The 18791-nt window shown below is 69.5% G+C and carries 18 protein-coding genes and 1 pseudogene; 9 read left to right on the top strand and 10 right to left on the bottom strand.

The window, feature by feature from the left end:
• Positions 1-28: 28 nt before the first annotated feature.
• Positions 29-199, bottom strand: coding sequence for a hypothetical protein (locus ACTMVF_RS13770; protein WP_441271268.1), 171 nt, complete (start codon positions 197-199; stop codon positions 29-31).
• A gap of 182 nt (positions 200-381) precedes the next feature.
• On the opposite strand from ACTMVF_RS13770, the gene ACTMVF_RS13765 reads away from it, so the two are divergent.
• Positions 382-807, top strand: a complete 426-nt coding sequence (locus ACTMVF_RS13765; protein WP_441271364.1) for a hypothetical protein — start codon at positions 382-384, stop codon at positions 805-807.
• A gap of 100 nt (positions 808-907) precedes the next feature.
• A complete protein-coding gene (locus tag ACTMVF_RS13760; RefSeq protein ID WP_441271267.1) occupies positions 908-1879 on the top strand; it encodes a YihY/virulence factor BrkB family protein in 972 nt (323 codons plus the stop codon).
• Positions 1880-1890: 11 nt separating this feature from the next.
• On the opposite strand, the pseudogene ACTMVF_RS13755 reads toward ACTMVF_RS13760, so the two are convergent.
• The 4 genes and pseudogenes from ACTMVF_RS13755 to ACTMVF_RS13740 form a co-directional block, all read right to left on the bottom strand.
• Positions 1891-1984: pseudogene (locus ACTMVF_RS13755) on the bottom strand (IS481 family transposase); the annotation flags it as partial.
• A gap of 264 nt (positions 1985-2248) precedes the next feature.
• The gene (gene amaB, locus ACTMVF_RS13750; RefSeq protein WP_441271266.1) at positions 2249-3784 is read right to left on the bottom strand and encodes an L-piperidine-6-carboxylate dehydrogenase; all 1536 of its coding nucleotides are present in this window, start codon (positions 3782-3784) and stop codon (positions 2249-2251) included.
• Positions 3785-3843: 59 nt separating this feature from the next.
• On the bottom strand, positions 3844-5232 hold the full coding sequence (hglS, locus tag ACTMVF_RS13745) for a 2-oxoadipate dioxygenase/decarboxylase (protein WP_441271265.1): 1389 nt from the start codon (positions 5230-5232) through the stop codon (positions 3844-3846).
• Between the two features lie 27 nt (positions 5233-5259).
• Positions 5260-6435 carry an NAD(P)/FAD-dependent oxidoreductase gene (locus ACTMVF_RS13740; RefSeq protein WP_441271264.1) on the bottom strand — a complete coding sequence of 392 codons (1176 nt, stop codon included), beginning with the start codon at positions 6433-6435 and terminating at the stop codon, positions 5260-5262.
• A gap of 140 nt (positions 6436-6575) precedes the next feature.
• On the opposite strand from ACTMVF_RS13740, the gene ACTMVF_RS13735 reads away from it, so the two are divergent.
• Together ACTMVF_RS13735 and ACTMVF_RS13730 are read left to right on the top strand one after the other, a co-directional pair.
• Positions 6576-7541 (top strand): LysR substrate-binding domain-containing protein, encoded by a 966-nt coding sequence (locus tag ACTMVF_RS13735; protein WP_441271263.1) that lies wholly within the window; start codon positions 6576-6578, stop codon positions 7539-7541.
• A 178-nt stretch (positions 7542-7719) separates the two neighbouring features.
• Complete coding sequence (locus ACTMVF_RS13730) at positions 7720-8289, top strand: TetR/AcrR family transcriptional regulator (RefSeq protein ID WP_441271262.1); 570 nt, start codon at positions 7720-7722, stop codon at positions 8287-8289.
• A gap of 22 nt (positions 8290-8311) precedes the next feature.
• Here the strand turns inward: ACTMVF_RS13730 and ACTMVF_RS13725 are convergent, their stop codons facing one another.
• A complete protein-coding gene (locus ACTMVF_RS13725) occupies positions 8312-8482 on the bottom strand; it encodes a hypothetical protein (RefSeq protein WP_441271369.1) in 171 nt (56 codons plus the stop codon).
• On the opposite strand from ACTMVF_RS13725, the gene ACTMVF_RS13720 reads away from it, so the two are divergent.
• Complete coding sequence (locus ACTMVF_RS13720) at positions 8483-9277, top strand: oxidoreductase (RefSeq protein WP_441271363.1); 795 nt, start codon at positions 8483-8485, stop codon at positions 9275-9277.
• A gap of 210 nt (positions 9278-9487) precedes the next feature.
• Here ACTMVF_RS13720 and ACTMVF_RS13715 read toward each other — a convergent pair whose 3' ends face one another.
• The 3 genes from ACTMVF_RS13715 to ACTMVF_RS13705 all read right to left on the bottom strand — a co-directional run bounded on the left by ACTMVF_RS13715 (position 9488) and on the right by ACTMVF_RS13705 (position 13570).
• Positions 9488-9781 carry a putative quinol monooxygenase gene (locus ACTMVF_RS13715; RefSeq protein ID WP_441271261.1) on the bottom strand — a complete coding sequence of 98 codons (294 nt, stop codon included), beginning with the start codon at positions 9779-9781 and terminating at the stop codon, positions 9488-9490.
• Positions 9782-9818: 37 nt separating this feature from the next.
• Positions 9819-12380, bottom strand: coding sequence for a GH32 C-terminal domain-containing protein (locus ACTMVF_RS13710; RefSeq protein ID WP_441271260.1), 2562 nt, complete (start codon positions 12378-12380; stop codon positions 9819-9821).
• Between the two features lie 227 nt (positions 12381-12607).
• Complete coding sequence (locus ACTMVF_RS13705; RefSeq protein ID WP_441271259.1) at positions 12608-13570, bottom strand: carbohydrate kinase family protein; 963 nt, start codon at positions 13568-13570, stop codon at positions 12608-12610.
• 221 nt (positions 13571-13791) lie between these two features.
• Here ACTMVF_RS13705 and ACTMVF_RS13700 point away from each other — a divergent pair, with 221 nt between their 5' ends.
• The 4 genes from ACTMVF_RS13700 to ACTMVF_RS13685 all read left to right on the top strand — a co-directional run bounded on the left by ACTMVF_RS13700 (position 13792) and on the right by ACTMVF_RS13685 (position 17923).
• The gene (locus ACTMVF_RS13700) at positions 13792-14814 is read left to right on the top strand and encodes a sugar ABC transporter substrate-binding protein (protein WP_441271258.1); all 1023 of its coding nucleotides are present in this window, start codon (positions 13792-13794) and stop codon (positions 14812-14814) included.
• Positions 14815-14969: 155 nt separating this feature from the next.
• Positions 14970-15983 carry an ABC transporter permease gene (locus tag ACTMVF_RS13695; RefSeq protein ID WP_441271257.1) on the top strand — a complete coding sequence of 338 codons (1014 nt, stop codon included), beginning with the start codon at positions 14970-14972 and terminating at the stop codon, positions 15981-15983.
• Positions 15980-16816: an ATP-binding cassette domain-containing protein gene (locus ACTMVF_RS13690; RefSeq protein WP_441271256.1), complete on the top strand. Its 837-nt coding sequence runs from the start codon at positions 15980-15982 to the stop codon at positions 16814-16816. Before ACTMVF_RS13695 ends, ACTMVF_RS13690 begins: the two co-directional genes overlap by 4 nt.
• Before the next feature lie 75 nt (positions 16817-16891).
• On the top strand, positions 16892-17923 hold the full coding sequence (locus ACTMVF_RS13685; protein WP_441271255.1) for a LacI family DNA-binding transcriptional regulator: 1032 nt from the start codon (positions 16892-16894) through the stop codon (positions 17921-17923).
• 336 nt (positions 17924-18259) lie between these two features.
• On the opposite strand, the gene ACTMVF_RS13680 is transcribed toward ACTMVF_RS13685, so the two are convergent.
• Positions 18260-18736, bottom strand: a complete 477-nt coding sequence (locus ACTMVF_RS13680) for a tautomerase family protein (protein ID WP_441271254.1) — start codon at positions 18734-18736, stop codon at positions 18260-18262.
• Positions 18737-18791: the final 55 nt, after the last annotated feature.

Genomic DNA, 18791 nt, shown 5'->3' with positions numbered 1-18791 from the left:
GCGGCGGTCCGCCCTCCACCACCACGCGTCAGTGGGCCGAGCGTCGGCGCGAGCGCGATACCGAGCGTACGAGCAGGTACAGCACGGCGGCGATGAGGAGCAGCACGCCGATGGAGAGCAGATACAGCATGCCGTCGACGACAGCGCCGATAACGACCAGCGCGATGGCGCCGCCGAGAAGAACCAGGAAGAAGGCCATGGTGCTACGCCTCCTGGGGTCGTGGCGGATGGGTGGACGAGAGGTTGTCCACCCAGTAGTGCCAGCGTCCTCCGGTCTCGCCTTTACCTCAATTTCGGGGTAGACGCAACCCATGGTGGTGGCGTGCCGGGTAGAACGGTTCTACCGTGAGGACAGGAAGCAGATCCCAGGAGCACGTCGTGATGATCTTCGGGCTCGTCATTCTCGTTGCCGCGGTGGTCATCGGTGTCGCCGGTGTTCTTTCCAACAGTGGCAGCGCCCACGATTTCACCGGCGGATTCTCCGTCTTCGGAGTCGACGTCACCGGCTCCACCGGCACCCTCTTCCTCTACGGCATCGTCGTCGGGGCGGCGGCTCTGCTCGGGCTGATGCTGATCCTGACCGGTACACGCCACGCCACTAGTCGCGGCCGCACCGCACGTCGCAGGCTCAAACAGCCTCAGCGCGAGACTGCCGCGGCCGAACAGGAACGGGACGTTCTGATCAACGAACGCGGCTCCGCCCGCGCACAGCCGGCGCAGGCGGAGGGGGCTGACGAAGACCCTGCCGGACCGGTCGAACGCACCCGGCGCAAGGGCCACTGGTTCCGCCACCGGGCCGCTCACTGACGATCCAGGTCGGCCGCTCTCATACGTCGGAAGGCGGTGCGGGTCCTCCGCTGGATGCCTCTCTTCTGGACTGTGGGTACGCAGGAAGTGGGTGTTTCTCATGGAATGGCTGAGAAGGCTGCCTGTGATCGGAAAACTGATGCGTACGCATGCTGGGCGGGCGTTCGAGCGGCTGGCTGCGGTCCACTGGTCCCGGCTCGCCGCGGCCATCACCTTCACCAGCTTCGTCGCGCTCTTTCCGCTGATCACCGTGGGTGCGGCGATCAGCGCCAAGCTGCTGAGCGACGACCAGTTGGGGGACCTCAAGGACGAGATCGCCGACCAGGCGCCGGGCCTCTCCGACCTCCTGGACATGGACAGTCTCGTCGCGCATGCCGGATCCGTCGGGCTGATCGCGGGCGCGCTGCTGCTCGTGATCGGCATCAACTGGGTCGGCGCCCTGCGCGGGAGCCTGCGCGCGGTGTGGGAGAAGGAGCAGGACCCGGGAAATCCCATCCTGCTCAAGGTCAAGGACGCCATGGTGCTGGTCGGTCTCGGCGCGGTCGGGCTGGTCGCGATCGGCAGTTCGGTGTTCGCCAACAGTGCCGTCGGCTGGGCCGCCGACGAGGCCGGTATCGAGGGCGGGGCGGGACGGGCTCTGCTGTTCTTCGCCGGCCTGGCCATCGCCTTGGTCGTCGACTTCCTGCTGCTGGTCTACGTGCTCACCCGGCTGCCGCGGGTGCATCCCGGCCGGCGTGCGGTCGTGGTCGCCGGGCTGATCGGTGCGGTGGGCTTCGAACTGCTCAAGTGGCTGCTGACCGGCTATCTGCAGGGCGTTGCGGGGAAGAGCATGTACGGCGCCTTCGCCGTGCCGGTCGCCGTCGTGCTGTGGATCAACCTCATGGCCAGGCTGCTGCTGTACTGCGCCGCTTGGACAGCGACAGAGACGGGGCCGGCGGTGCGGTCCGTCGGGACAGCCGAGGGCGAGGGCCCGGAGCCCGAGATCAGCCCCGCAGCCGCCGCCGCACCACGGCGGGCGTCAGCCGACAGCGACGCACCAGCAGCACCGCGCCTCCAGAAGCACGGCCCGTGATCCAAGCGTGGTTCCTCCGCGACATGCGCGACGGGACGGCCGGAAGACACGTTCGACCAGCAGCCGCCTGCCGTGAACGGTCAGCCGGGCATTGTGGTGGGACACGAAGGCCTCCGTGCGGTGAAGATTCGACACCTCCACCACACACGGAGGCCTTCGCCATGATCAAGCCCGGCCGGTGTCAACACCCACACCGCAGGGCTGATCGCCTCGCACAGCCGCTCGGCCATCGGCTGGATCGACTTGCGCCGGCCGTCCAGTAGCCGACCCCGCAGACAACACTCGCCCCGGAGCCGGTCCACTTCCCCCGCCCTCACTCCGGGAAGCCGCCCACGACCAGCCAAGATCACTCAACGTACCGAAGTACTACTAGAGGAAGCTGACGTTCTGGGCGAGAGCGAGCCGGCTGGAGTAGTTGATGGTGTTGGTGGCGGGGCGCATGTAGGCACGCCAGGCATCGGAGCCGGACTCACGTCCGCCGCCGGTTTCCTTCTCGCCGCCGAAGGCACCGCCGATCTCCGCGCCGGACGTGCCGATGTTGACGTTGGCGATGCCGCAGTCGGATCCCTCGGAGGACAGGAAGAGCTCTGCCTCCTGCTGGTCGCGGGTGAAGATGCTGGAGGACAGGCCCTGCGGGACGTCGTTGTGCAGCGCGATCGCCTCGTCGAGGCTGTCGTAGGTCAGCACGTACAGGATCGGGGCGAAGGTCTCCTCCCGTACGACGTCGGTCTGCTCCTCGACACGGACGATGACCGGCTCGGCGTACGCGGCCCGGGGCGCGATGTCGCCCAGACGTCGGTTGCCGCCCGCGAGGATCTTGCCGCCCTGGGCCTGCACCCGGTCCAGCGCGTCCCTCATGCCGTCGAGGGCCTTGGTGGTGATGAGCGGGCCGACAAGGGTGGTCTCGTCGAAGGGGTCGCCGATGGGGAGCTTGCGGTAAGCGGTGGTCAGTCGCCCGACGAGGGTGTCGGCGATGTCGCGGTGCACGATCAGGCGGCGCAGGGTCGTGCAGCGCTGGCCCGCGGTGCCGGCCGCGGCGAAGACGATGCCCTGGACGGCGAGGTCCAGGTCGGCGGAGGGGGCGACGATCGCCGCGTTGTTGCCGCCGAGTTCCAGCAGGCTGCGGCCGAAGCGGGCCGCGACGCGCGGGCCTACTTCGCGGCCCATGCGGGTCGAGCCGGTGGCGCTGACGAGCGCGACGCGCGGGTCGTCGACGAGCTTCTCGCCGAGGGTGCGGTCGCCGAGCAGGAGGCGGTGCACGTCGCGGGGCGCTCCGACGTCGTCGGCGGCCCGGGTCAGGAGCCGGTCGCAGGCGAGGGAGATCAGCGGGGTGAGTTCGGAGGGCTTCCAGATCACCGTGTCGCCGCAGGCCAGAGCGATGGCGGTGTTCCAGGACCACACGGCGGCAGGGAAGTTGAACGCGGAGATGACGCCGACCACGCCGAGCGGGTGCCAGGTCTCGGCGAGGCGGTGGCCGGGGCGCTCGGAGGCGATGGTGCGGCCGTAGAGCTGGCGGGACAGGCCCACGGCGAAGTCGCAGATGTCGATCATCTCCTGGACCTCGCCGAGCGCCTCGGAGCGGATCTTGCCCGCCTCGATGGTGATGAGGTCAGCCAGGTCGCTCTTGTGGTCGCGCAGCAACTCGCCCAGGCGGCGCACGAGTTCACCGCGGCGCGGGGCGGGGGTGGTGCGCCAGCTGAGGAAGGCCGCGCGGGTGGCGGTGAGGGCCTCCTCGGCGTCGGCGGCGCCGGCCGCCGTCAGGCCGAAGAGGTCCTCGCCGGTGATGGGGGTGCGGGCCTGGAAGTCGCTGCCCTCCGGGACGGTGACACCGGTGCGCTCCAGGGCGGCGCGGGCCCGGACGCGCAGGTCCTCGGTGGTGGGCAGGGTCGGGGTCGTGCTGGTCATGGTGCTCCTTGTCATATGAGGTGTCATACGAGTCGGCATGCGAGGCGTCATGCGAGTTGTCATGCGAGGGGCTTCAGCCCGAGTTGTTCGGTCACCCGGGCCAGGGAGGCGTTCTGCTGCTGCTCGTAGAGCGCGAAGGGGTCCAGGACCTCGCGGTCGAGGGCGCCGGACAGCCATTCGGCGTCGTAGACCGTGCCCTGCTGCGCGTTGTCGCGGGAGCCCTCGCCGCTGAGGTTGGACTGGAAGATGCCGGCCGCGGACCGGGGCAGGAAGTCCTCGTAGACGATCGGCTCGGCGCGCACCCTGCCCCGCGCCAGCAACTCGCCGAGGTCGGCGGGCGGTTCGCGGCCGTCGCGGGGCTGGTCCGGTGTCGCGTGGTACGTGAAGTAGGCCAACCGGCGCTCGGCCAGCTCGCGTTCGGTGCGCGGGAGGTGCTTCTCCCAGACCGCGCGGGCGACGTCGGCCCGGTCTGTCACGGGCCGGTGCGCGGCCTCCCGGTCGACGGCGGTGAGCAGGTGGTCGTAGAGGGTGCGGCCCGCACGGGTGAGGGCGATCCCGCGGGCCTCGACCTCGCCGAAGCGCACCCGCAGGGCGCCGCGGGTCACGCTGCCGTCCGCCAGGCGCAGGGCGCGGGGTTCGGCGAGGGCGCGGAAGGACGTCTGGCGCAGCAGGATGTCGGGTCCCTGCCAGGCCGGCGGGCCCTGGATGGTGTCGATCATCTCGATGCCGCGCTGGGTCATACGCCGGTAGAGCTCGTCGATGTCCAGCACGCGGGGCGTGAGGTGGTTGATGTGGGTGCTGCGGACGCCGCCGATGTCCGCGGCGACGGCAGACACCTTCTCCAGCGTCTCGTACCAGGCCCTGTCCACCGGTTCGTTCGACAACTCGAAGGCCCCGACAGCCAGTTGGAGGAAGCGTTCGGCGTCCTCCTCGGGCAGTTCCCGCTCGGCCTCCGCCCGGTCGGCCAGGTCGAGCAGTTGCGGGGGGAACAGTTCGCGGGCCGCCAGGAAGGTCTCCAGGCGTGCGCGCAGGTCGGCGTCGAAGAACCGCGGGTCGGCGGGGGTGAGCAGGGAGGTGAAGACGCGGAAGGGATTGCGGGCCAGTTCCTCGCCGTCGACGGGTCGGAACGCGGTCGATACGACGGGGACGGCGCTGGCGGCGGCTTCGCGCAGGTCGTAGAAGCCGACCGGGCGCATGCCCAGGGCGCCGAAGATCCGTGCGACCTGCCCCAGCTCCCGCGGGGTGCCGACCCGGATCGCGCCGTGGCGCTCGGCGGTCACCCGCCCGATGGATCCCAGGCGTTCGGCGTCGGCACCCCGGGCGCGCAGGACGTCCTCGTTGACCTCGCGGGAGACGTCCACAAGCGTGGTGTAGGCGGGGACTTCCCGCCCGTACATGCCGGAGAGCCGCTGGGCGAACGCGGCGCGCAACTGCCACTGGCTGATCATCGACAGCTCTGCCCTTCGATCGGGTGTTCACACCACATGTGCTTCGGGACGGATCTCGGCGCCCGCCCGGAAGCGGTCCGCGCTGAGCGGGGTGATGTCGACGAAGGGGGCGCGGTCCAGGCAGAGGTCGCGGACGATCTCCCCGACCGCGGGTGCCTGCAGGAAGCCGTGGCCCGAAAACCCGGTGGCGTACAGGAAGTTGGTCACCTCGCCGGAGCGGCCGATCAGCGCGTTGTGGTCCGGGGTGACCTCGTAGAGTCCTGCCCAGCCGCCGTCCGTCTCCATGTCCGCCAGGGCGGGCGCGCGGTGACGTACGACATCGCGGAACAGGTCGAGCCAGTCCGGGGTCCACGTGGTGTCGAAGCCGTCCGGCTGGTCGGGGTCGGCCAGGCCGAACAGCAGCCCGTCGTCGCTGTTGTGGAAGTACGCCGAGGACGTGAAGTCGATGGTGAAGGGGATCCGCGGGGCGGGGGGCGTGAGCGGGACGGTGAAGGCCAGCTGGCGGCGCACCGGCCGCACCGGGAGGCTGACGCCGGCCATGTCGCCGATCCGCGCCGACCAGGCCCCGGCGGCGCAGACGACCGTGCCGCAGTCGATGCGCCCGCGGTCGGTGTGGACGGCCGTCACCCGGTCGCCGCTGGTGTCGAGGCCGGTGACGGCGGTGCGGGTCGCGAAGGTGACCCCGGCCCTGGCCGCCGCCCGGGCGTAACCCTGGACGACCAGGGCGGGCCTTGCGTGACCGTCGGTGGGCGAGTGGACGGCGGCCACGAGTCCGTCGGTGCTGACATAGGGACACAGCCGGTGCGCCTCGCGGGCGTCGACCATGCGGCTGGGGACGCCGAAGCCGTTCTGGATCCGGACACCGGCCTCGAAGTCCGCGGCCTGCTGCTCGGTGGTGAGCAGGAAGAGATAGCCGACGGTGTCGAGTCCGATGTCGGTGCCCGGGCGGTCCGGGAAGTCCTGGAAGGCGCGCAGACTCCGGTTGCCCAGCTCGATGTTGAGCGGGTCGGAGAACTGGGCCCGCACGCCGCCGATCGGTTTGCCCGAGCTGCCGCAGCCCAGATCTCCGCGCTCGACGACGACGATGTTGCGCACTCCGGCCTCCGCCAGGTGGAAGGCGGTACTGGTTCCCATCACGCCGCCGCCGATGATCACGACGTCGGCGGTGGGGGGAACGGTGCGAGAGAGCGGTGAGGAGGTCAACAGGCCATCCCTTCGCGGGCGGTGCGTCACCAGGGGCGTTGCCGAGCAGCTGTCTGCGCGTCATCGTGCGGCAACACGACAGTTGACGTCTATGAACAATTAGTGCGCATGATCATTTAGAGCTGCTATACGTTCGCCGTATGGACTGGACGAGTGCCCAGTTGCGCTCCCTTGTGGAACTGACCCGGCGCGGCACCATCTCCGCGGTGGCCGCGGCCCTCGGCTACACGCCCGGCGGGGTCTCCCAGCAGATCACCGCGCTGGAGAAGGCCACCGGCATGGAGCTGCTGCGGCGCGTCGGGCGCCGGGTGGAGCTGACCGACGCCGGCATGACGCTGGCCCATCACGCCGAGCGGATCCTGTCCACGGAGGCCGAGGCCGTCGAGGCGCTGGAGCGCGCCCGGGGCGAACCCGCCGGGACACTGTGGGTCGGCCTGTTCGCCACGGCCGCCGCCGAGATCCTGCCGCTGGCCCTGCGCAGGGCACGCGAGGCTTATCCGGGACTGACGGTGCGCAGCCGCGACATGGACGTGGACGAGGTGTACGACGCGGTCGCGTCCGGAGCCGTGGACCTCGCGCTCGGCCTGGACTACCCGGACGTGCCCATTCCCCGCGATCCGGCCCTGCGGGTGACGCAGCTGTACCGGGAACGCTTCTCGCTCGCCGTGCCCGCCGGCACGATGGCCGGCCGTCGCGTGGTCTCCCTCGCCGACACCCAGGATCTGTTGTGGATCATGCCGTCCACCACCAGCTACTACGGCCGTGCCGTGCTCACCGCCTGCCGACGGGCGGGCGTCGAGCCCGAGGTGCGGCACGAGGTGACGGACACCGCGGCCACGCTGGCCCTGGTCGAGGCGGGCGTCGGTGTGAGCACCGTGACGGATCTGATGCTCAGGCTGCGCTCGTCGCGCTTCGACGTGGTGGAGCTGAGCGAGACAGTGGAGCGGCACATCGTGGTCGTGTTCCGCTCCGCCGCGGAGCACCGGCCCACGGTGACGGCCCTCGTCGACGTCCTGCGGGCGGTGGCCGAGACCAGGCGCACCGACGGAAACCAGTCAGGGTGTCGGAGCGCTGGGCGGCACCACCACCGGAGGCCGCCTGAGTGAGCGCCGTCCGATGGTCACCACCATCACCGCCGCCGCGGCCACCGCCCTGGTCCTGTTATTGAGGGCCTTCACGGTAAGGACTCCCCCCATAGCGGAAGGCACCCCCTCATCACCATCAAGGCTCCACCCTGAAAACCGATCAGTTTTTATTTTGTCGGAATCGAGTTAACCTCGCAGCATGACCACCGAGGCGAAGCCAAGCTCCCGAGAGCGGCTGCTGAATGCGGCGGCCACGCTCACCTACCGCGACGGTGTCGGCATCGGCGTCGAGGCCCTGTGCAAGGCGGCGGGGGTGTCGAAGCGCTCCATGTACCAGCTGTTCGAGAGCAAGGACGAACTACTGGCGGCGAGCCTCGAGCAGCGCACTTCCGACTACGTGGCGACACTCCTGCCCGCGACGGACGATGGCCGGCCGCCCCGCGAGCGGATCATGCACGTCTTCGAGCAGGTGGAATCGCAGGCAGGAGCACCCGAGTTCCGCGGCTGCCCGTATCTGGCCGTTCAGATCGAGCTCAAGGATCAGAGTCATCCTGCGAGTCGGGTGGCCCACCGAGTCAAGGAGAACCTGACAGGCTTTTTCCGCACCGAGGCCGAGCAAGGCGGGGCGAGCGATCCCGACCTGCTGGCCCGGCAGCTCAGCCTGGTCTTCGACGGCGCCAGCGCCCGCGCGGGGATCGGAGCCGACAAACTGACGGGGCTCATCGCACCCACGGTGGCCACCCTGCTCGACGCAGCGGGCATGCGCTGACACATCGCCCGTCCACAAACCCTCACATCCCGGCACTCGCGGGAGGCCCGATGGCCGTAAGAGTGCTGCCGAGCATGCCGCAGGCGAAAAAGCTCGCGGTCTCGCAGGCATCAGCACCCAGCGGCAGGTGCACCTCCGCGGCCACCACGACGGCATATCCCTGCATCCGCATCAGGAGCGTTTCAGGCTCCACATCAAAGCGACGACTCCCCGCTCAAACTTGCACGCGGAAACCGCGCTCGCCCTGGTCGCAGCGGGTTTCGACGTGGTCGGCACAAGTCGCGACACCTCACGCGTCACCCCGCTTGACGGCATGAGGTTCCTCGACTTGGACGTGGCCAGTGACGCCTCGGTCACCGCCGCGGTCCAGGAGGTGTTCGAGCGGTTCGGGCGGATCGACGTCCTGGTCAACAACGCCGGCGTCGGCTCGATGGGTGCGGCCGAGGAAACCCCCCTCGGGCAGGCGCAGGCCGTCTTCGACACCAACGTCTTCGGGGTCATGCGCATGGTGAACGAGATCCTGCCGCACATGCGTGCCCAGGGACGCGGGCGCATCATCAACGTCTCGTCCGTACTCGGGTTCATGCCCCAGCCGTACATGGCCGCCTACGCCGCCTCCAAGCACGCCATCGAGGGCTACACCGAGTCCCTCGACCACGAGGTCCGTGACCACGGCGTCCGGGCACTCATCGTCCAACCCGCCTACACCAGGACCGGGTTCGAGGCCAACAGCACCAAGCCCGACACCCCCCTGCACGCCTACGCGAAGCAGCGGCACATCGTCGACCGCGTGATGGCGGAGGCCGTGAGGACCGGCGACGCCCCCGCCGTCGTCGCCCAGGCGATCGTCGCGGCAGCGACCGACGCGAAGCCGAGACTGCGCTACACCGCCGGCCCCCTGGCCGGACGCGTGAGCACACTGCGCCGCCTCGTGCCGGCCCGGGCCTTCGACAAGCAGATCCGCAAGATCAACCGCCTGGCCGGCTGACGCGCGGAGGCCTCGTCCTCAAACGCTCACGCGGAGACGGCCATCCAGCTTCAACTACTTCGCCTCGTAGGGCGCCAGACTTCGAACGGTCGTACCGGGTGCAGCCCCTCCCTGCATCCCAAGCAGCCCACGACGGTCACCGCCCGCCCCGGTCTTTCTGCCCGTACGGCTCAACGTGTGAGGCCGGTCCGCGAGGCGGGCCGGCCATGGTCAGGCCACCGGATCGAGGAAGGTCAGCACCGAGGCGTCCTCCTCGATCAGCGGCGCGAGTGCGGTGTTGAACGGAGCACCGTACGGGGCCGTCAGGTGCGCCTGGAAAGCGTCCTCGTCCCGGTACACCTCGAAGATCCAGTAGGCGCGCGGGCTCGACGCCTTGGTGTAGACGTCGAAGGCGAGGTTGCCGTCTTCCTCCCGTACCTTCCGGGCGTACTCCAGGATCAGGCGGGCGACCTCGTCCTCCGCGCCCTCGCGTGCGGTGAACTCGGCGAGCAGGGTCTTGTTCACGGTGTGGTGTCCTTCTTGGTCGGGCGTGATGTGAGGATCAGTCGCGGTAGGAGTCGAGGTGCCAGACGCGGGCCCGGTCCAGCTTCACCGAGCCGTTCTCGGCGAAGACCTGCACTCCCTGGCTGTCCGGGTCGGGGAAGATCTGGTCGGTGATCACCGCTTCGCCGCTGCCGCCGAAGACCTCGACGGACGACCAGTCGACGAGGATCCGCAGCTTCACCTGGCCGTTCTTGGCTTGCAGTGGTGCTCGCTGGACGCCGGGGAAGGAGCTGTTGAAGTCCACGGCGCCGGAGCGGGTGCGGTCGACGTACAGCTCCTGTGTCGTGGTGTCGTAGCCGATGACGGTCTCCTCGCCTCCGGCGCCGGTACGCACCTTCAGGCCGAAGCGTTCGGCGTCCTTGAGGGAGAAAGTGGCCTCGATGTCGAGCGCCTTGCCCTTGGCCGCGGGGCCGATCAGGGGCTTCGAGGTGCTCTTGACGGTGACGCCGGCCGCCGTCGCCGGGCGCCTCTGCCGGAGGGACTCCAGGCTGCTCACCGGCTTGCTGGTGAGCCGGAGTCGGCCGTTGATGGTGCGCAGGGCCATCTCCCGGGGGGCGCTCTGCGCGCCGCGCCAGGGGGAGGTGGGGATGGCGCCGCTGTAGTCCCAGTTGTTCATCCAGCCGATCATGTACCGCTTGCCGCCCGGCGCGTCCTCCCAGGACACCGCCGCGTAGTAGTCCTTGCCGTAGTCGGCCCAGTCGGCGCGCTGCACGACGGAGAGGGCGGGGGTGTCGGCGGCGGTGAACTGGTCGGCGAGGATGTGGCCCCAGCCGGCGGTGTTCCTGTCGACGACCTGGATGCGTGCCTTCTTGCCGGCGTAGGGACGCAGATCGAAGGAAGCCCAGTCCAGGGTCTCGCTGTTGGAGCCGGTGGCGCTGCGGACGACCTCGCCGTCGACCATCAGGTTGACGGACGTCTCCCGGGAGACGGGCTGGGCCTCGGTGTCGGACAGCATGATGTGGTCGACGTTGAGGTGGCCCCAGCCACCGGTGTTGTCATCGACGATCCTGATCTGCGCCTTCTTACCAGCGAGGTCGCTGACGTCCCACGAAGCCCAGTTGAGCGCCTCGGCGTCCTTTCCGGTGGCGCTGCGCACGACCTGGCCGTCGACGAGGAGTTCGAGGGCGGTGGGGTTGGCGGAGCCCGCGGGATGGTAGCCGCCGCCGATGAGGAAGTTGATGTGCTTCTTGTCGATGGTGAATGCGGGCGACGTAAGGGTGCCGGTCGTCGAGTCGCCGTTCAGGTAGGTGTTGACCAGGCCGCTGCCCAGGAAGCCGGAGACCTCCTGCTGGTTGGGGAGGGTGCCGGTGGCCGGTGCGGTGCCGAAGGCGTCACCGGTCTTCGTCCAGTCGCCGTAGCTGCCGCCTTCGAAGTCGGCGAGGACCGTGCCTGCGGGCGGCGGGCCCTGCTCCATGACGGTTCCGGCCTCGTGCGGGTGGCGTCCGCCGCCGACCTTGAAGTTCAAGTAGGGGCTGTCGACGGTGAATTCGGGTGAGGTGAGGGTGCCGGTGGCGCCGTCACCGCTGTGGAAGCTGTTGGCGAGGCCCTTGCCGTCGAAGCCCTCGACGGTCCCCTGCCCGGCCAGTGTCCCGGCCGCCGGTCCGTCGCCGAACGCGATGCCGGTGGTCGTCCACGTACCGAAGTCGGTGCCCTCGAAGTCCTGCATCACCATGCCGGTGGGCGGGGTGTAGGTGCCCTTGTCGTCGGCGGTGAACTTCTTGCCGTCGAAGTCGCCGACGAAGTACTGGGCGGCCGAACCGCCCGCGATGCCGCCGGGGTTGATGTTGACGACCAGGACCCACTTGATGTTGTTCTCGTCGCCGTCTACCGCGAGGGGGAACAGGTCGGGGCACTCCCACACGCCGCCCGTCGCACCGGCCGGCCCGAACTCGCTGAGCAGGTCCCAGTCCTTGAGGTTCTTGGACGAGTAGAACCGCACCTTGTGCTCGGTGGACAGCGACACCGTCATCAGCCAGCTCTTGGTGGGTGCGTACCACTGGACCTTGGGGTCGCGGAACTCTCTGGAGCCGATGTCGATGACGGGATTGCCCTGGTACTTGGTCCAGGTACGGCCCCGGTCGGTGCTGTAGGCGAGCGACTGGGCCTGCTTGCCGCCGTTCTTGTAGGCGCTGGTGTAGATCGCCACCATGGGCGGGTTCTTCTTCGTGCCGAACCCGGTGGTGTTGTTCCAGTCGACGACCGCGCTGCCGGAGAACACCATCTCCTCGTCGTCGTGCGACAGGGCGAGCGGCAACTCCTCCCAGTGCACGAGGTCCTTGCTCACCGCGTGCCCCCAGGACATGTCACCCCAGGAATTGCCGTTCGGGTTGTACTGGTAGAAGAGGTGGTATTCGCCCTTGTAGTACACGAGGCCGTTCGGGTCGTTCATCCAGTTCTTCTCGGGGGTGAAGTGGAACTGGGGCCTGTAGGTCTCGGAGTACGGCGGGGTCTCGGCAGCGACGGCCTGCGGGGCGAGCGAGGCTGCGGACAGGGCGCAGACGGTCGCCACCGCCGCGATCAGCCGCGTGCGGGCATGAGGGGATACACGTCCAGAGCTCATGGGGCCTCCTGTGCTGCGGCCGTCCACGCTGCGGAGCCTGCGGCCCGGCACGGACGGACGGAAGAGTGACGCCTCGCCGGCGCCGTCGTCCACAGCGCCTCGCAAGGTGGGTGGTGACATCGTTGACTTGTGTCATCGATGACAGCGAGTGGCCCGATGATGGGGGCAATCCGGCCATCGCGTCAACGGTGCTGTCCTGATCGCCCCGGCGCGGCTCGGCTGCCCACTTAGCCGCGCCCGGCTGTCGCGAGCCGCGCCAACTCCCTCTGCCACGGCGGGTTGGGACCGGCAACCGAGCAGGTCAGGGCCGCAACCTGAGTGGCGAACAGACAGGCATCGGCGACATCGTCGAGGCGCAGCTCCGTCAGCCGGCCGCCGAGGAGGCCGCGGGCCCCGAGGTGGTGAAGCAGCCCGGCAGTGAAGGAGTCCCCTGCCCCCACCGTGTCGACGACCTGTGTCGCCACCGCGGGCACTTGTAGCCGTTCGCCATCAAGCGAGGCCAGGGCACCCTCGGCACCGCGCGTGATCACGACGAGCCGGGCCCCGGCCGCGTGCCAGATGTCGCACGCCTGCTCGGGCGGCGTGCCCGGCAGCAGGAGCGCCAGGTCGTCCTCGCTCAGCCGGAGCACATCGGCGAGGTCGCACCAGTGCGCCAGCCGGGCGCGGTAGACGTCGGGATCCACCAGCAGTGGCCGGACGTTGGGGTCGATGCTGATGGTGGCCCGAGGGGCCGCCGCCGCCAGGAAGTCCTCCACCACCGCCGCGCCGGGTGCGCGGACCAGGGCCAGTGATCCGGTGTGCACGCAGGCGGTCTCGGACAGGTCCACCCCCGCCAACTCCTCGGCTGTCCACTGCCAGTCGGCCGTGTTCTGCGCATGGAAGGAGAAGGCGGCCTGCCCCTGCTCGTCCAGCTCCGCCACGGCCAGCGTGCTGGGTTCCGCGGCCTCGACGGCGCTCGACAGGTCCACCGCGGATGCCTCCAGGTGGGCACGGAACAGGCGGCCGAACACATCGCCGGACAGCCGCGCGAGGAAGCGGGCCGGGGTGCCGAGGCGGGCCAGGGCGACGGCTGTATTCGCAGGTCCGCCGCCGGGCAGGACACGCAGGGCGAGTTCGTTCGAGGTGCCTCCGGGTTCGGTGAACGCGTCCGCGACGCACTCCCCCAGGACGGTGATCTGGCGCGGGCTCATGGGCTGCTCTTCTCTGCGAACGCACGGGCGAAAGCGGGCACGGACCGGGCATCCGCGCGGCCGTTACGGACTTGTGTCCGGTGCAGGGCATTGACGTTGCCGGGAGGCGGAGTCCATCATCCTCGCCAAGCAGTGTCAACGATGACATAAGTCAACGATGACACTTCGGGACGGCATGCTCCGATGCCGCCGCACCGCCCGCGATCCCGCTGGAGTCGTTCATGTCTCGCACCCCTCGTCTGCCCTCAGCCCTCCTCAGAGCCGCCGCGTGCACCGGCCTGGCAGCCCTCACCCTGACGGCCTGCGGATCCGGCTCCGGATCGGACACCGTCGGCTCCGGTTCGGGCAGCGTCAAGGTCGGTCTGATCACCAAGACCGACACCAACCCGTTCTTCGTGAAGATGAAGGAAGGCGCGGAGAAGGCCGCCAAGGCGGACGGCGTCGAACTGATGACCGCCGCGGGCAAGTTCGACGGGGACAACGCCGGTCAGGTCACCGCCATCGAGAACATGGTCGCCGCCGGGGTGAAGGGCATCCTGATCACCCCCAGCGACTCCAAGGCGATCGTGCCCGCGGTCGAGAAGGCCAAGGCCAAGGGGGTCCTGGTCATCGCCCTCGACACCCCGACCGAGCCGGAGAGCGCGGTCGACGCCCTCTTCGCCACCGACAACGTCAAGGCCGGCGAGCTGATCGGCGAGTACGCCAAGGCCGCCATGAAGGGCAAGACCGCGAAGATAGCCACCCTCGACCTCGCGCCGGGCGTCTCCGTCGGCGTCCAGCGCCACAGCGGTTTCCTCAAGGGCTTCGGCATCGACGACAAGGACCCGGCGGTCGTCTGCTCCCAGGACACCGGAGGCGACCAGGCCAAGGGCCAGACCGCCATGGAGAACTGCCTCCAGAAGGAACCCGGCATCAACGTCGTCTACACCATCAACGAACCAGCCGCGCTGGGCGCGTACACCGCGCTCAAGGCCAAGGGCCGGGAGAAGGACGTCCTGATCGTCTCCGTCGACGGCGGCTGCACCGGCACCCAGGCGGTCAAGGACGGCAAGATCGCGGCGACTTCGCAGCAGTACCCGCTGAAAATGGCCGCCGAGGGCGTCAAGGCCGTCGTGACGTACGCCAAGGACGGCAAGAAGGCGTCCGGTTACACCGACACCGGCGTCACCCTGATCACCGACAAGGCGCAGGACGGGGTCACGTCCAAGGACACCGCCTACGGCCTGGAGAACTGCTGGGGCTGAGCCGTCCCCGAGGACCGCACGTTCGCCGCCTTTCCCTTCAGCGGGGCGGCCGGCCCCACCTCCCCGACCGGGGACGGCCGCCCCCTCGCCTCCTTGTCCTCCCTGTTCTCCGGCACGGCCGGACAAGGACTTCCGTCTTCCGACAAGGACTTCGCATGACCGCCACGTCCACGCCTCCGAGCACGTCCTCGCCATACGCCGAGCTCAAAGCGCCGACCACGGCCCGCAGACTGCTCACGCAGCCGACCACCGGCCCGCTGGTCGCCCTCCTCCTGGCCTGCGTCTTCTTCTCCTTCTCGACCGACCAGTTCCTCACGGGCGGGAACTTCTCGCTGATCGTGCAGCAGGTCATGGTCGTCGGCACCCTCGCCATCGGTCAGACCCTGATCATCCTCACCGCGGGCATCGACCTGTCGTGCGGAGCCGTGATGGCGTTCGGCAGCATCGTGATCGCCAAGATGGCGGCCGAGGGCTCCCTGCCACCGCTCGCCGCCATCGCTCTGGGCCTGGTCGTCTGCGGCGGCTTCGGGCTGCTCAACGGGGCGCTGGTGCAGAAGATCCCGCTGCCGCCGTTCATCGTCACCCTCGGCATGCTCAACGTGGCGTTCGCACTGACCCACATCTACTCCGAGGAGCAGACGGTCACCAACCTGCCCGGCCCGCTGACGGCCCTCGGGCAGACCTTCCCGCTCGGCAACACCGACATCACCTACGGCTCCCTGGTCACCATCGCCCTGTTCCTGCTCCTCGCCTACGCCCTGAGCAGCACCGGTTGGGGCCGACACGTCTACGCGCTGGGCAACAGCCCGGAGGCGGCGCGACTGAACGGCATCCGCACCTCGCGCCTGACCATCGGCGTCTACACCGTGGCGGGTCTGCTCTACGGCATCGCAGCCCTGCTGCTCATCTCCCGCACCGGAGTCGGCGACCCCCAGGCCGGACAGACCGACAACCTCGACAGCATCACCGCCGTGGTGCTCGGCGGCACCAGCCTCTTCGGCGGACGCGGCTCGGTGCTCGGCACCTTCATCGGCGTCCTCATCGTCGGTGTGTTCCGCAACGGCCTGCAGCTGATGGGCGTCGCCTCCATCTACCAGACGCTGATCACCGGTGTCCTGGTGATCCTCGCGGTGACCGTCGACCAGATCTCCCGGAAGAAGGCCCGATGACCGCCACCTCCTCCCCCACGCCCGTCCTGCAGGCACGCGGCCTGGTCAAGCGCTACGGCCATGTCACCGCCATCGACGGTGCCGACTTCGACCTGCTGCCCGGCGAGGTCCTCGCCGTCATCGGTGACAACGGCGCCGGAAAGACCAGCCTGATCAAGGCACTTACCGGTGCGGTGGTCCCTGACGCGGGCGAGATACGGCTGAACGGCAAGCCGATCCAGTTCTCCGGGCCGCAAAGTGCGCGCGCCCACGGCATCGAGACGGTCTACCAGGACCTCGCCGTGGCCGCCTCCATGGACATCGCCTCGAACATGTTCCTCGGCCGTGAACTGCGCCGCCCCGGCATCCTCGGCAGCGCCTTGCGCATGCTCGACAAGAAGCGCATGCGCCAGGAGGCCGCCGAGCACATGGCCGACCTGAAGATCGGCCTGCGCTCGCTGACCCAGTCGGTCGAGACCCTCTCCGGCGGACAGCGGCAGGCCGTCGCGGTCGCCCGGGCCGTCGCCTGGGCCCGCAGCGTCGTCGTCATGGACGAACCCACCGCCGCGCTCGGCGTCAAGGAGTCCGGCCAGGTCCTGGACCTCATCCGCCGTGTCCGGGACAAGGGCATGCCGGTCGTCCTGATCAGTCACAACATGCCCCACGTCTTCGAGATCGCCGACCGGATCCACGTCCACCGGCTGGGCAGGCGCGCTGCCGTGATCAAGCCGTCCGACTACTCCATGGCGGAGGTCGTCGCCATCATGACCGGCGCGCTCACCGTGGACGCGGCCGGAGATACTGTCGTAGCGGATTCCGAGGCGGCGAAGGCCGCGGGAGTCCGGGCCACCTGACCACATCACTCGACACTCGACGGAATCCGGCCGAGGCCGCGGCCGGAACCGACGAGCACAGGAGACCATTCGTCCATGGCAGCGAACCGCCGCCCCACCCTGGCCGATGTCGCCCGCGAAGTAGGTGTCAGCGCCAAGACCGTCTCCCGCGTCCTCAACGAGGACGGGCCCGCCTCGGCCCAAACGAGGGAACAGGTTCTCGCCGCCGTGGCCAAGCTCGGCTTCCAGCCGAACCTCATGGCACGCAACATCCGCGTCGGCGGACCCGACACCACCATCGGGCTGGTCATCCCCGACCTCGGCAACCCCTTCTTCGGCGCTGTGGCCAGGAGCATCGAGGACACGGTCCGCGACCGCGGCCTGACCCTGCTCATGGGCTCCTCCGCAGACGACCCCGACCGCGAACGCGCCCTGACGGACAAGTTCCTCGCCCGCCGCGTCAGCATCCTCATGGTCGTGCCGTCCGTCGGCGCCGACCACTCCCACCTCAAGACCCACCGCACCGCGGGCCTGCCCGTCGTCTTCCTCGACCGTCCGGGCGCGGGCCTGGCCACGGACAGCGTCGTCAGCTCCAACCGTGCGGGCGCCCAGGACGGCGTCGCCCACCTGATCGCCCACGGCCACCGGCGCATCGGCTTCGTCGGCGACCTCCCCACCAAGCTCTACACCCGCCGCGAGCGCCTGGCCGGATACCGCGCGGCCCTCCAGGAAGCCGACATCCCCTACGACCGCTCCCTGGTCACCGATGCCCACGACCAGCACGGGGCCTCCACCGCGACCTCCCAGCTCCTGAGCCTGGCGGATCCCCCCACCGCCCTGTTCGCCGGCAACAACATCGTCGCTCTGGGCATAGTGACCGAACTCGCCCGGACCAAACGGAAAGACGTCGCCGTCGTCGCCTTCGACGACGTGGAACTCGCCGAGGCGCTCGAACCGGCTCTGACCGTCGTCGCTCAGGACCCGGAAGAGATCGGCAGAACGGCCGCGGCCACCGCCCTGGCCCGCCTCGACGGCGACCGCTCCCGCGCCCGCACCATCACCGTCCCCACCCGCCTGGTCGTCCGGGGCTCGGGCGAGCGCCGTGCGCCCGCGATGCAGGAAGCATGACGCGAGGCCCGTCGTGCAACAGGACACGCTGGGCGGTCACAGGACCTGGTCACCGCCGTCCGGCGAGGCTTACGCCGGCTCCAGTACCGCCATGACGTCCTCGACGGCTGCCTGAGTGGCACCGCCCCACCCCCGCCCCACAATGACGACATCACGCATGGCACAGGCACCGCCGCCGCACGACTGACTCCGGACGGCGGAAACGTCAGCCCTGCAGGGCGTGCACGAACGGACCACCAGGCAGGGGCACTTCACCGGAGGGCAAGCGGCAGCTCGCCTCCGAGGCCGTCCCGCCATGCCGCAGGCCCTGATCCTCGCGGCGATCGAGGACCGCCTTCACGCTCCCAGTGCCGCGCGGACGGCCTTGGCCCGCTCCTCGGTGAAGACCCCGCTCTCGAGGAGCGGCAGGATGGACAGCACGCCACCTGACGACCCCCAACTGCCCTCGTCGATCACACGGAAGTTGACCCACCAGGCAGGCGACGGCTTCTCCAGCCCACAGGCCGTCGCGAGCGCGGCCAGCACCCGCTCGATCACCTCGGCCCGCACGTCCCGCTGCCACGCGGCGTCCATGACCGCGACGTCGATCACCATGACGTCGCGGTCATCGGCGGCGTCGGCCAACAGCCGCCCGCCGATGGCCATCATGTCCCGCTCGCGCTCGACGAAGTGCACCTGAAACCCAGCCCTGGCGGCCGGAGCGTCCTGCCCGACCTCGGGCACCAACACCGCGTCGGTCAGCGTCTCGGCCAACTCGCGGCGCTGCTCAAGACCCAGGCGCCCCTTCGGGGCATTCACGGTGATGATCGTCATGACAGCCTCCTATGACAGTCGTTATAGAGAAGCAGGTTACACACCCTGAAGCGGG

This window comes from Streptomyces sp. SD31 (genome assembly GCF_052068475.1).
Classification (GTDB): Bacteria; Actinomycetota; Actinomycetes; order Streptomycetales; family Streptomycetaceae; genus Streptomyces.
This window is presented reverse-complemented; position numbering and strand designations above follow the sequence as displayed.

Excerpts from the sequence above, each read along its gene's own strand:
- ACTMVF_RS13700 (WP_441271258.1), top strand. The coding sequence starts at position 13,792 with ATGTCTCGCACCCCTCGTCTGCCCTCAGCCCTCCTCAGAGCCGCCGCG.
- ACTMVF_RS13690 (WP_441271256.1), top strand. The coding sequence starts at position 15,980 with ATGACCGCCACCTCCTCCCCCACGCCCGTCCTGCAGGCACGCGGCCTG.
- amaB (WP_441271266.1), bottom strand. The coding sequence starts at position 3,784 with ATGACCAGCACGACCCCGACCCTGCCCACCACCGAGGACCTGCGCGTC.
- ACTMVF_RS13730 (WP_441271262.1), top strand. The coding sequence starts at position 7,720 with ATGACCACCGAGGCGAAGCCAAGCTCCCGAGAGCGGCTGCTGAATGCG.
- hglS (WP_441271265.1), bottom strand. The coding sequence starts at position 5,232 with ATGATCAGCCAGTGGCAGTTGCGCGCCGCGTTCGCCCAGCGGCTCTCC.
- ACTMVF_RS13710 (WP_441271260.1), bottom strand. The coding sequence starts at position 12,380 with ATGAGCTCTGGACGTGTATCCCCTCATGCCCGCACGCGGCTGATCGCG.
- ACTMVF_RS13680 (WP_441271254.1), bottom strand. The coding sequence starts at position 18,736 with ATGACGATCATCACCGTGAATGCCCCGAAGGGGCGCCTGGGTCTTGAG.
- ACTMVF_RS13685 (WP_441271255.1), top strand. The coding sequence starts at position 16,892 with ATGGCAGCGAACCGCCGCCCCACCCTGGCCGATGTCGCCCGCGAAGTA.
- ACTMVF_RS13770 (WP_441271268.1), bottom strand. The coding sequence starts at position 199 with ATGGCCTTCTTCCTGGTTCTTCTCGGCGGCGCCATCGCGCTGGTCGTT.
- ACTMVF_RS13765 (WP_441271364.1), top strand. The coding sequence starts at position 382 with ATGATCTTCGGGCTCGTCATTCTCGTTGCCGCGGTGGTCATCGGTGTC.
- ACTMVF_RS13760 (WP_441271267.1), top strand. The coding sequence starts at position 908 with ATGGAATGGCTGAGAAGGCTGCCTGTGATCGGAAAACTGATGCGTACG.
- ACTMVF_RS13735 (WP_441271263.1), top strand. The coding sequence starts at position 6,576 with ATGGACTGGACGAGTGCCCAGTTGCGCTCCCTTGTGGAACTGACCCGG.
- ACTMVF_RS13695 (WP_441271257.1), top strand. The coding sequence starts at position 14,970 with ATGACCGCCACGTCCACGCCTCCGAGCACGTCCTCGCCATACGCCGAG.
- ACTMVF_RS13705 (WP_441271259.1), bottom strand. The coding sequence starts at position 13,570 with ATGAGCCCGCGCCAGATCACCGTCCTGGGGGAGTGCGTCGCGGACGCG.